Below are 12937 nucleotides of genomic sequence, written 5' to 3'. Positions count from 1 at the left end.
GTCCAAATCGCCATTACGACCGTGCTAATCTTCGCGAGGTGCCGAGTGCACTACACATTAGCACGCGTAAATGGGCAGAAAGAGGACGGTTCGTAATTGTTGAAAAACGCTACGAAAAAGGCGAAAAAGTCCCTTTTTGAGGTCAAAAAAGTGGATTAACATTTGTTTTGTTTTGGATATCTTTTAGACTTGAAAAATGCGTTTTATACAATAAGTCCCCCCTGCGGCAGACTCTCTTTTGTCAAATAATGAATTATCATAGTCTATATCTTCCTATATGTATGGCTGTTCAGGAACGATTTCATAGAGTGTGCCGCCGACTCCTTTACAACCTTCTCGTCTTTGTCGTTGTTTATACCCTAAGCTAACGATAAATACACACAAATGATGAGAAGATTTACCCTTTTATTCGTAGCTGCCTTGTCGGTCCTGTCGATGAGTGCAGCCCCTGTCGATATGGAACAGGCACGCAAGATTGCCCTTAGTTTCATAAAGAGCAATTATCCTCAAACTCGGTCGGGACAGGAAGCTCTTACGCTGGTTTGGACAGATGGCGTTACCGGAACCCGTTCCGGTAGCGTGATGCGATTGCTTCCGAGGCGACTTTCTATGTGTTCGATCGTACCGATGCTCCCGGTTTTGTGGTGGTAGCGGGTGACGATGCTGTCTATCCGATTCTCGGTTACGGGCGGGAACAGACGTTTTCCAAGGAAGGAATGCCTTCCAACCTGCGTGCCTGGTTCGACAGTTATCAACGGCAGATAAATTGGTTGCGCAGTCATAATAAACAGGCTTCTGCCGCTACTCGCGAGGCTTGGGAAAAACTTGGTAACGGAAGTTTGCAACTAAAGTCGACCGGTGTGGAACTCACAACCGTATTGTGGGATCAGATGACGCCTTATAATAATCTTTGCCCGGAGGTTAGCGGCCAGCGTACGCCGACCGGCTGTGTGGCAACTTCTACGGCAATCGCCATGCAGTATCACCAATGGCCGGATGTCGGTGAGGGCAGTCATTCCTATACTACGAAGACTTCCAACCTGTCACTCTCTGCCACTTTCGATACTCCTTACCAATGGAATAATATGCCGGCTACTTACACCGCCGGACAGTACACCGACCAGCAGGCGCAGAATGTAGCGACCCTGATGTACGACTGCGGCGTTTTCTCCGACATGGACTATGCTCCGGGTAATAGCGGCGCTCTGATGCTAACGGCTGCACAAGGTCTGGTCAACTATATGAAGTATGATAAATCTCTCCATGTCCTGCAACGGGAGAACTATCAAGCAGCAGAATGGGAGTCCGTCATCAAAGGTGAACTCGACAACAACCGCCCCGTCGTCTATGGTGGCGAGAATGATCAGAAAGAAGGGCATCAGTTTATTATTGACGGCTACAATATAGCCGATTATTACCATGTCAACTGGGGATGGAGCGGACTGGCCAACGGTTACTATCTGCTTGCCGTACTCGAACCCGAAGAACAGGGAACGGGTGGTAACAGCGGCGGGGGATTCTCTCTTGACCAGATGGCTATGATCAGTATGCAGAAGCCTGTCGAAGGTTCCACCTATGAAGATGTGCTGACCTTTTTCTATGGTGAAAGCGAAGGAATCGTCTTTGACGGATTGGACGCATCGACCGATACGTTTGAACCGGGGCAGATGTTTGAGGTGCAGTTCGGCTATGTCGGCAATATGAGTATCCGTAACTTCACCGGTGACTTAGTTGTTGCACTTGTTGACAAAGACGGGAATACGAAAGAATTGATTTCTTCCGAAAAGTCTGTATCCATTGATATAAATAACGGGATAGGAGGGGAGTTGGCCTGTACGATTACCCAACCGATAGCATCCGGAGACTGTATCCGTCTCCTCTATAAGAGCAGTGACGGAAACGACTGGAAATGGGTGAGAGGCGGAACCGATACTTACGGTGAAATTGCAGTGGACGGCAGCGATGTGGCGAACGAAGAGATAGCAGTCCCGTCACCCGTCATTGTTTCCTGTAATGCTGGCGGAACCGTTTCCGTTACTTCTCCGGTAGCCATAAAGGAAATTACATTATATGATATTAGCGGTCGTTTGTTGAAAAAGCAACCGGCCGGAGGTAATACGCAGGTATTGCTTTCTTACGCAGGATATCCGGCCGGTGTTTATGTGATGGAAGTGCTTACTGCCGAAGGTAAAAGCAGCCATAAGCTATTCCTGTCATTCGCCTTTTAGCAGCGGCCAGTTCGGGTCTTTGACATGTTCCCGCTGCATGATGGCTTTCAGTTCGGCTACTTTGTCGGGATAGCTGTCCAGGATATTATGTCTTTCCGAAGGATCGGACGCCAGGTTATAAAGTTCGTAGTAAGGTTTGTCGCCGCGAATGTTCATGTGAACCAGTTTCCACGGACCTTTACGAACAGCCTGGCGGCCGTTCAGTTCCTGAAATTCGAAATACAGGAATTCATGTTCTTTCTGCCCTTTGCGGTTTTGCAGTAACGGCAACATGCTGACGCCGTCCATTTCTTTTTGTTTGGCTTTCGGATGGATAATTTCTTCGAAGGTCGGCAATACATCCCAGAAGGAGCACATAAAGTCTGTTTCCGTACTCGGCTGCACGTGTCCCGGCCATGAGATGATCATCGGCACGCGGATACCGCCTTCGTAGAGGTCGCGTTTGTAGCCGCGATAAATGCCATTGCTGTTAAAGAAGTCGGGATCGGCGCCACCTTCCATGTGCGGGCCGTTGTCGCTGGCAAAGATGATGATCGTATTGTCGTACAAGCCTTTGTCTTTCAGTTTCTGGACAATCTGTCCGACATAAACGTCCAGACGGTAAACCATGGCAGCAAAGGTTGCATGCGGATAAAATTGTGTGCAGTAGCCGCCTTTGCGGAAAGCCGGGCTGCCCGGTTCTACGCCGTGGTAAGGCTTTTCCGGATACAGACCACGGAACTTTTTAATGATGCTGTCTTCGGGTACGATCAGTTCTGCGTGCGGGATGATGGTCGGATACCACATGAAGAAGGGTTCGTCCGGATTCATATTGTCCAGGTATTCCAGTGCTTTTCCGTGGATAAGGTCTTGCGAATAGGTTCCTTTTCCGTATTGTACATTCAGGTTGTTATCTGTCAATTCCACCCGTTTGTCGTTGTCCCAAAGGTGGTCGGGGTAATAGCTGTGTGCCAGCAACTGGCAGTTATATCCGTAGAAAGTGTCGCATCCCTGATTCTTCGGATCACCGGTCGAACCGATAAAACCCAATCCCCATTTACCGAAAGCGGAAGTCTTATAACCGGCCTCTTTCATCACCTGGAAGATGGTGCGGGCGTCTGCCGGGAGTGGGAACTGTCCTTCCGGATCGAGTTCGAGGTTTCCGCGGACAGGCGTGTGTCCGCTATGCGTACCGGTCAACAGGCAGGAGCGGGAAGGGGCGCTGACGGTCGTTCCCGAATAACACTGCGTGAAACGCATTCCGTTTTGTGCCAGCTTATCGATGTTGGGAGTTTCGAACTTTTCCTGCCCGTAGCAGCTTAGATCGCCATAGCCCAGATCATCGGCCAGGATAAAGACAACGTTCGGTTTCTTATCCTTATTCTTTTCGGCATGGATGAAAGGAGCTACCAACAGGATACCGGTTGAGATTAAAATAGCTTGTTTCATGATATTATGTTTTTTGTTTGAATGGTTACAAAGTTATATCTTTTATAAAGAATAACTATCTTTGAGCGTAAAATCTAACTGAATATCATGAAAAAGATAATTTGTTTTTTCTCTATTCTTCTTTCCCTTTTGTGGATGAGTTGCTCGAATCAGACTGCATCTTCTTATTATCTGGATGCCGTAAACGGAGATGACAGCCAAAACGGGCTGACGGAAGCGACCGCCTGGAAAAGTCTTTCCGGACTCCGAAATGTCGAACTTAAGCTTGGCGACAGGATACGGCTGAAAAGAGGCGGGACGTTTACGGGAGAACTGGAAATATCGGGACAGGGGACGCCGGATAACCGGATTTACGTTGAGGCATACGGAGAAGGCGATAAACCTTGCATCGTAGGAAATGATACATCCTTATACGCTGTCCGTATTTTCAATTCGGATTACCTGATGCTCCGGAATATCGCGATCGTGAATACGGGAAAGGAACGCCTTCCGCACCGTACGGGACTGAAGATAGAATGCCGGGATTACGGAGTTTCCAGAAATATTGTGGTGGACGGCGTGGATGTACGGGATGTGAATGGCTCGCTGGTCAAGGAAGAAGGAGGTGGTAGCGGTATCCTGATTGTCAATGGTGGGAAGGATATTATCTCCGTATTCGACAGCCTGACGATAGAGAATTGCCATATCCTGCGCTGTGCCCGTAATGCAATGATCTGGTCCGGCTATAGCAGCCGGGAGAACTGGCATCCGAGCAAACATACGATTGTCCGCAACAACCTGATAGAGGAGGTGCCGGGCGACGGTATCGTCCCGATCGGCTGTGACAGCACGTTAATCGAACATAACGTGATGCGCAACTGTCCCGCCATTCTTCCCGATTCGGAAGCGGCTGCCGGTATCTGGCCTTGGAGCTGCGACAATACGGTCATCAGTTTAACGAAGTGAGCGATCACAAAGCTCCCTGGGATGCGCAAGGATTCGATTCGGATTGGAACTGCCGGAATACGCTTATTCAGTATAATTACAGCCACGACAATGACGGCGGTATGGTTTTGATTTGTAACTCCGGTGAATCTCCCGCCACGTTCAATGCCGGGAATGTCGGTACTGTTATCCGTTATAATATCAGTATTAACGACGGACGCCGTACCCGGCCGACGCGTGCCGGTATGTTTTCTCCTTCCATCCATATAGCCGGTCCGGTGAAGAACACGACGATCAGCCATAACATTATCCATGCAAACAGGAGGGCGACGAAAGAAGCCGACTGCAGTATGATAACTTCTGACTCGTGGGGCGGCTATTCCGACAGTACTTTTGTGCAGGGAAACATCTTTTATACGCAGGAGGCAAGTACATTCAATTTTACGAAGTCGACAAACGATGTATTTTCGGGAAACTATTACTTAGGAACGTTTAAGGTGAAACCGGCGGACACTAATGCACAGTCTGTATCAGAAGCATACCAGAAGCTGGTTGAAAAGGATGCCGATGGTTTTGAAGGCCTGTCCGTGCTGATGGACACGATCGGGATTGCCGGTTCGGAAGGCGTCTTTGTGAATGAAAATGCAATCCGCAGATTTTTTGATAGGTGAAAAATAGTACCTTTGTACGGTTGAACTCATAAAAAGATTATAACAGTGGCTAAGATAGTTGAAACTCCCCTGATGAAGCAGTATTTCGATATAAAGGCGAAACATCCCGATGCAATCCTGCTATTCCGTGTAGGCGACTTTTACGAAATGTATGGCGAAGATGCCGTGACCGGAGCCGAAATACTGGGTATCGTACAGACGAAGAAGGCGAACGGACCGGGACAGACGGTTGAAATGGCCGGTTTCCCGCATCATGCGCTCGACAGCTATCTGCCTAAACTGGTCCGTGCCGGTAAACGTGTTGCTATCTGCGACCAGTTGGAAGACCCGAAACTGACGAAAAAGTTAGTGAAGCGCGGTATCACCGAATTGGTGACTCCGGGCGTTTCCATTAACGATAATATCCTCAACCATAAAGAGAACAACTTCCTTGCCGCGATCCATTTCGGCAAAGATATATGCGGGATTGCTTTTCTCGATATTTCCACCGGTGAGTTCCTGACCGCCGAAGGTACGGTCGACTATGTCGATAAGTTGCTGAACAACTTCTCTCCGAAAGAAGTACTGGTCGAGCGGGGCAGCCGCAAACGTTTCGAGGAGGCTTTCGGTCCCCGTTTCTTTATTTTCGAGTTAGACGACTGGGTGTTTACGCCGGAAACGGCTAACGACCGCCTGCTGAAACATTTTGAGACGAAGAATCTGAAAGGTTTCGGAGTGCAACATCTGAAATTAGGCGTCGTCGCCTCGGGCGCTATCCTGCATTATCTGGACCAGACGCAGCATACACATATATCGCATATCACATCCCTTTCCCGTATCGAAGAAGACCGTTACGTCCGCTTGGATAAGTTTACCGTCCGCAGCCTGGAACTGGTCGGAACGATGAACGAGGAGGGAACCAGCCTGTTAGATGTCCTGGATAAGACTGTTTCGCCGATGGGTTCGCGTATGTTGCGCCGTTGGATCCTTTTCCCTTTGAAGGATGTCAAGCCAATCCATGAACGCCAGGATGTGGTGGAATACTTCTTCCGGCATCCCGAGGTAAAAGAACTGTTGGAGGAGAAGTTGGAACAGATAGGAGACCTGGAACGTATCATCTCCAAAGTGGCTGTCGGCCGCGTATCGCCCCGCGAGGTGGTGCAGCTGAAAGTAGCCCTCCGCGCTATCGAGCCGATCAAGGAGGCTTGCATGACGAGCGATGAACCGAGCCTTTGCCGGATCGGCGAACAACTGAATGCCTGTGCGCTGATTCGCGACCGGATCGAGAAGGAAATCAACAACGACCCGCCCTCCCTGCTGAACCGCGGCGGGGTGATTGCGACAGGGGTCAATGCCGAACTCGACGACCTGCGTGCCGTCGCCTATTCGGGAAAAGACTATCTGCTGAAGGTACAGCAACGCGAAATAGAACTGACGGGTATATCGAGCCTTAAAATAGGCTTCAACAACGTGTTCGGTTACTACATCGAAGTGCGCAATGCCTACAAGGATAAAGTCCCTGCCGAATGGATCCGCAAGCAGACGCTGGTCAATGCCGAACGCTACATTACCGAAGAACTGAAAGAATACGAAGAAAAGATATTAGGTGCGGAGGAAAAGATACTATCGTTGGAAGGGCGCCTTTTTAACGAACTGGTGCTCTGTCTTTCCGAATATATCCCGCCTATCCAGATAAATGCGAACCTGATCGGGCGTTTAGACTGCCTCCTTTCGTTTGCCAAGGTGGCCGAGAGCAACCGCTATATACGGCCGGACGTGAACGATTCGCAGGTGATCGATATTAAGGCGGGCCGCCATCCGGTCATCGAGAAGCAGTTGCCGATCGGAGAGCCTTACATTGCGAACGACGTCTATTTGGATGACGAAAAGCAGCAGATTATTATTATTACCGGGCCGAACATGGCCGGTAAGTCCGCCCTGCTCCGCCAGACGGCGCTGATTACGCTGATGTCTCAGATCGGTTGCTTTGTCCCTGCCGAATGTGCCCATATCGGGATTGTGGATAAGATATTCACCCGTGTCGGCGCTTCGGATAACATATCGGTCGGCGAGTCTACCTTTATGGTGGAGATGAACGAGGCTTCGGATATCCTCAACAATATGTCTTCCCGCAGCCTTGTCCTTTTCGACGAGTTGGGGCGCGGGACCAGTACATACGACGGTATCTCCATTGCCTGGGCGATCGTAGAGTATATCCACGAGCATCCGAGCGCCCGTGCAAAAACTCTTTTTGCCACGCACTATCACGAACTGAACGAGATGGAGGCCTCTTTCAAGCGCATCAAGAACTACAATGTCTCGGTGAAGGAGGTTAACAACAAAGTGATCTTCCTGCGGAAGCTGATTCCCGGCGGAAGCGAACACAGTTCGGTATCCATGTGGCCAAGATGGCGGGTATGCCGAAGAGTATCGTGAAACGTTCCAATGAGATACTGAAACAACTCGAAACGGAAAATCGCCAGGAAGGCATTGCCACCGAAAAGCGCAAAGGCATCAAGAGCAAACCGGTCAAAGGAATTGCTTCGTCGGCCGACGGCTACCAGTTGAGCTTTTTCCAGCTCGACGATCCTGTCCTCAGTCAGGTGCGTGACGAGATCAAGAATCTGGACGTAAACAATCTGACTCCTTTGGAAGCATTGAATAAGTTGAGCGAGATACGGAGGATCATCACCGGGAAGTGATGACGCGTGTTTTGTTAGCGAATATATAATTTAATAAGATAATCAGATATGGAAAAACTTCACCCGGTACGGCGCTTGCTGTACACCGCTTTCTTATTGTTGTCTGTGTGCATCCTGAGTGCGCAGGTTCCTGTGGTCCCTTCACCGGAGGTTCTGGATAAGCCTTTCGGAGAAGCGGATAGAGCAGCCTTTTCTACTCCCGACAGAGTTTTCTATCCGGAGACATGGTTCCATTATATCGGTGGAAATGTCTCCTTAAAAGGTATCACCGCCGATCTGGAAGCGATTGCCGCAGCCGGTTTTTCCGGGATACAGCTGTTTCATGGGCAATTCGGTACTGTCTGGCCGGGAACGGATTCCCAGATTGCCTGCCTGAGTCCTTTGTGGGATCATGCGGTTAAGCATACAGCCGAGGAGTGCAAACGGTTGGGATTGCGGTTTACGATGCAGGGTTGTCCGGGATGGGCAATGGCAGGAGGTCCCTGGATTAAGCCGGAAAATGCCATGCGTCATTTGGTTTGGAGCCGGACGGACGTGACGGCAGGCGCTTTACATAAGCAACTCCCCGTACCACAACCGAGTGGGGAAGACTGGCGGGACTACCGGGATGTGGTTGTCCTGGCTTTCCCGACTCCGGATGGCGATACGGGCGAACCGTTACAGGCGGACGGGATCACCAGTAATGTGGAATGCAACTGGACGGATTATTTGCAGGGAAAGGCTGAGAAGCCGTTGAACCTGTCTCCCGCCGCCAATGGCCCTTACTGGCTGGAAATAGCCTATCCGGAGGAGACTGTTGTCCGGACAATCGAATTGTCTTCCGTCCGGCAAATGAACCATAGCTGGTGTTTCGAGCCGGGAGTCAGCCTGAAAATGGAAGCTGTCATGCCGGAAGGAGGGAGCGTCGAGGTCCTGAATACCGAAATGCCGCAAAGCAACTGGCAGGACGACCGGACGATTTCGCTCTCATGCAAGGAAGTAAAGGGAGCGAAGAAATACCGCATCAGCATCGTAAATAAACATGATATGGCGTTGCAATCCTTACGCCTGTTCTCAGCAGCCCGCAAGAATAACTGGGAGTCGGAAGCGGCGTGGACATTACGCACGATGGAACGGAAAGGAGATGCCATCCGCTATGCCGATGACGCTTACCTGCATACGGATCAAATCTATGACCTTACCGGCAAGATGAATGCCGACGGCCTCTTGGAATGGGAAGCGCCTGCCGGCAAGTGGACGATCCTGCGGGTGGGACATGTCAATACGGGAATGAAGAATGGCCCTGCACCGGCGGAAGGAACCGGCTGGGAATGCGACAAGTTCTCTTTGGATGGTTCCAACGCACAGTTTGACGGATACCTGGGAAGGCTCTCCAACGGTCCGTTGGCCGGCGGTCTGCTGAAAGGTGTCCTTTTCGATAGCTGGGAATGCAGGACGCAAACCTGGACCGCCCGTATGGAGGAGGAGTTTGAGAAGAGAACCCGTTACCCGCTGCGGAAATGGCTGCCGGCCCTTTTCGGATATGTGGTCGACAATCCGGAAACGACCACCCGCTTCCTGAACGACTGGAGGCAGGTAATCAACGGCCTGTTTGTGGATAATTTCTTTGGCAACATGGCCAACAGGGCGAAAGAGCAGGGTATGTCCATTTCGTATGAGACGGCGGGCGGAGATGTATTCCCGGCAGATATCCTCGAATATTATAAATATGCGGATGTCCCCATGTGTGAATTCTGGCAACCGATGACCGAAAACTATGTCGGTTCGCTGAACTTTAAGCCGATTAAACCCGCCACTTCCGCCGCCCGTATCTACGGCAAACCGCGTGTGGCAGCCGAGGCCTTTACCTCTTTCAGCCATACCTGGGACGAATCGTTCCCGATGTTGAAGGAAGTGGCGAACGTAAATAGCATAGAAGGGGTGACGCACCTGATCTTCCATACCTATACGCACAACCCGCAGGTCGCTTCCTGCCTCCCGGCACTTCGTTTTCGGGGGCCGGTATCGGTACGCCTTTCCTGCGTGGGCAGACCTGGTGGAAATACATGCCTGACTTTACTATTTATCTGGCAAGATGCGGTTATTTGCTGGAACGGGGAAAACCGGTTTCCGATGTCCTGTGGTATCTGGGAGATGAAATAGACCATAAACCGAACCAGGAGTTTCCTTTCCCGGCAGGTTTCAAATATGATTACTGCAATACGGATGTCCTGTTGAACCGCTTGTCTGTCCGGGACGGACGTATCGTTACGCCGGAGGGGATCAGCTACAGTGTTTTGTGGTTGCCCGAGACGACCCGTATGTTGCCTGAAACGGTGGAAAAACTGTATGCCCTGATCGATGCCGGAGCGACTGTCATCGGTGACGCTCCTGCCGGATTGGCTACCCTGATGGGTGGCAAAGAGGCTTCCGACCGGTTGAATAAAGCCGTCCGCCGGATCTGGACCGCTTCCGGCATCCATACAATCGGAAAAGGCCGGATCGTTTCGGGTATGCCGCTCGACAAGAGCCTGGCAACACTGAATCTTCAGCCGGATGTCAGACAGACCGACGCTTTGTGGTCACACCGCCGGGCAGGCGATACGGACTGGTATTACGTCTGTGCGCCGAAGGGGAAAGGCTTTAAAGGCACCTTGGATTTCCGTGTAAGCGGGAACGTCCAGTTATGGAATCCGGTAAATGGTGAAATGAATGATATCCCTGTCCGGTCGGTCGACGGCAGGACACAGATTCAGTTAGATTTGCCTCAGTCCGGCTCCTGTTTTCTCGTTTTCAATGCGCCCGGCAGTCCGGTACAGGAGCTTCGGGAACGGCAGCTTGTATCCACGTTGCCTTTAAATAGTCCTTGGGAACTCCGTTTTCCGGAGGGCTGGGGAGCACCGGCTTCCATCTCTCTTCCTGCATTGAAATCCTGGAAAGACCTGGACATTCCGGCCGAAGGAAAAGCCTTCTCTGGTACGGCCACCTATTCCACTCAGTTTGAAGTTAAAAAAATAGATAAGAACCGGACCTACCGGCTCGACCTGGGCGATGTACAGCGGATTGCCGAAGTCTATCTGAACGGACAAAAGGTAGGCGTTGCCTGGACTATGCCTTACGAGATGGATGTTACCTCTTATCTGAAGAAAGGGAAAAACACATTGGTTGTAAAAGTTACGAATACCTGGTTCAATCGCCTTGTCTACGATGTAAACCGTCCGGAAGCCGAACGAAAGACCTGGGTCTTGAAATGGCCGGAAAAAGATGCTCTCCTAAGAGACAGTGGCTTGTTAGGACCCGTCTCTCTGAAGATAGAACAGTAAGGGAATGTATCATTTTGTCATTTTTAATCCAAGATGGCTTCCATCTTCTTACAAATGATAATATTTTGTACGAGAAGGCTTCCATCTTGTTACAAAATGATTTTTTTGAGATCAGAAGGGCTCCATCTGGTTGCAAAATGAAATATTTACAGTTGGAAGGCTTCCATCTAAGTGCAAATATTTCATTTTGTCCTCGGATGTAGCCCTTCTGATCTCAAATATTTCATTTTGTAACCGGCGGAGCTTCTTCCTGTCTCTTTTTAGCAAATCCGTACGATCGGAATATCTAACAGGAAAGCAATTTTCGTCAGCTTGTCGGCTATGTGTCCGATGCCGATGGCACAATGGTGGGAGGGGCCTGCTTTGCTCCAGTTGTCCATAAAGGCGCGTGCCCCGCAACTGAAGCGGTAGCGGCTGTTGGTGTTTCCTATTTGCAGGGTAGGGCCGTCGACCGATTCTCCTTCGGCTGCGAGGAGGAAAACGCCCTCTTTCCCTTCGCATACGGAAAGGAAGGTGACGGGACCCTGTTTGACCCGCATCTGGATAGACAAACCTTTGCCCGGTTTGCCGTGATAGATGGGTAAGGGGACGAGGCTTACTTTCCCTTCCGCGATGGCAAAATGGGCGGGACCGTCGTGTCCCCACAAGACGACATCATCGTTGAAGTCCATCGCATACGGTTCGGAGAAAGAACCGCCGGCTCCTAAAAGGGACATTATTTTCATCGCCTGTACGTTCTTTACTTCGCATTCGCCGGCAACGGGGATGCCGCGCCCTGTGAGCAGCGTGTTTCCGGCAATGACCGACGTGACGATATGTTCGTAATCATTGCCCTGCCAGCCTTCGTAATAATAAGCCATCGAACCGAGACGGTGCGCTTCGACTAACTTGTCGAGGGCGACCGATGTCCGGGCGGCACGATCCAGTTCATACTCTTCGCAGTTGGGATCGACTTCGAACATCGTACGGAATTCCTGCCGTTTTGCTTTTAGCTCTTCTTCGGTCACCTGATCGCGATAAGCCTTCAGTTCGCACATCTCCAACAGCTCGATATGGGTGCCGAAGGTAGTCGATTGGAGAGTGGTGTCGGTGTAGACGTCCAGCATTCCGCCGTAATAGTGTCCGAGGATTCCCATCCGGTTGTTGCGCATTCCCCGTACGGTCCGGGCGGCATCGATCCAGTTCTCTATTTCTTTCCAGACTGCCGGTTCCCGGAGGTATCCCGTTATGATATCATATTTGAGGTCCGCCCGGTTGAACACGCAGGCGAACTCCGGAGTGGAGCAGGCCTGGCAATGCGCCAGCCATTCGCCGGTCATTTTCCCCCGGTCACCCAATCCGTTAATATAGTCGTAGTCTATCGCCGCTACGGGTTGGAGGTTCAAGAGGATAACCGGCGTTTTGATGCGTTGGGCTATGGGAAGGACCGTCGATGAAAGGGCATACGTGGAGATGAAGATAAAAAGGATTTCGATCTCCTCGCTTTTCAATTCCTCCGCCGCACGGATCGCCTTTTCGGGCGTGTCCACCATGCCGCCGTCGACAACGACAGCCTGCAGGTCCGATATCCGGTTGCCGATCTCTTGTTGGTAACTTGTTAACCGGGGAAGCAGCCCCTCGAACTGATCCCAATAGGTGCACAGTCCGACTCCGATTAAACCTACTTTTACTTTCTTTTCTGCTGTGTTCATCATGTCTTTATA

At 50.8% G+C, this 12937-nt stretch carries 8 protein-coding genes and 1 pseudogene; 7 read left to right on the top strand and 2 right to left on the bottom strand.

Annotated elements, in window-relative coordinates:
- Window positions 1-384: 384 nt before the first annotated feature.
- Window positions 385-651 carry a hypothetical protein gene (locus DW083_RS22700; protein ID WP_233552065.1) on the top strand — a complete coding sequence of 89 codons (267 nt, stop codon included), beginning with the start codon at window positions 385-387 and terminating at the stop codon, window positions 649-651.
- On the top strand, window positions 612-2228 hold the full coding sequence (locus tag DW083_RS09485; protein WP_233552060.1) for a thiol protease/hemagglutinin PrtT: 1617 nt from the start codon (window positions 612-614) through the stop codon (window positions 2226-2228). Before DW083_RS22700 ends, DW083_RS09485 begins: the two co-directional genes overlap by 40 nt.
- On the opposite strand, the gene DW083_RS09480 is transcribed toward DW083_RS09485, so the two are convergent.
- Window positions 2214-3656, bottom strand: a complete 1443-nt coding sequence (locus DW083_RS09480) for an arylsulfatase (protein WP_122332209.1) — start codon at window positions 3654-3656, stop codon at window positions 2214-2216. The genes DW083_RS09485 and DW083_RS09480 overlap by 15 nt on opposite strands.
- Window positions 3657-3743: 87 nt before the next feature.
- On the opposite strand from DW083_RS09480, the gene DW083_RS22695 reads away from it, so the two are divergent.
- The 5 genes and pseudogenes from DW083_RS22695 (at window position 3744) to DW083_RS23355 (ending at window position 11234) form a co-directional block, all read left to right on the top strand.
- Complete coding sequence (locus DW083_RS22695; protein ID WP_233552059.1) at window positions 3744-4601, top strand: right-handed parallel beta-helix repeat-containing protein; 858 nt, start codon at window positions 3744-3746, stop codon at window positions 4599-4601.
- Window positions 4598-5251, top strand: coding sequence for a hypothetical protein (locus tag DW083_RS22690; RefSeq protein WP_233552057.1), 654 nt, complete (start codon window positions 4598-4600; stop codon window positions 5249-5251). The genes DW083_RS22695 and DW083_RS22690 overlap by 4 nt, the downstream gene beginning before the upstream one ends.
- Before the next feature lie 72 nt (window positions 5252-5323).
- Window positions 5324-7932: pseudogene (gene mutS, locus DW083_RS09470) on the top strand (DNA mismatch repair protein MutS).
- A gap of 48 nt (window positions 7933-7980) precedes the next feature.
- On the top strand, window positions 7981-10074 hold the full coding sequence (locus DW083_RS09465) for a glycosyl hydrolase (RefSeq protein WP_255419804.1): 2094 nt from the start codon (window positions 7981-7983) through the stop codon (window positions 10072-10074).
- Window positions 9978-11234, top strand: a complete 1257-nt coding sequence (locus tag DW083_RS23355) for a glycosyl hydrolase (RefSeq protein ID WP_255419803.1) — start codon at window positions 9978-9980, stop codon at window positions 11232-11234. The genes DW083_RS09465 and DW083_RS23355 overlap by 97 nt, the downstream gene beginning before the upstream one ends.
- Window positions 11235-11494: 260 nt before the next feature.
- On the opposite strand, the gene DW083_RS09460 is transcribed toward DW083_RS23355, so the two are convergent.
- Window positions 11495-12925: an L-fucose/L-arabinose isomerase family protein gene (locus DW083_RS09460; RefSeq protein ID WP_122332213.1), complete on the bottom strand. Its 1431-nt coding sequence runs from the start codon at window positions 12923-12925 to the stop codon at window positions 11495-11497.
- Window positions 12926-12937 lie beyond the last annotated feature (12 nt).

The organism is Parabacteroides sp. AF48-14 (genome assembly GCF_003477465.1).
Lineage (GTDB): Bacteria > Bacteroidota > Bacteroidia > Bacteroidales > Tannerellaceae > Parabacteroides > Parabacteroides acidifaciens.
The sequence above is the reverse complement of the archived record's forward strand: the minus strand, read 5'-3'. Positions and strand labels throughout refer to the sequence as shown.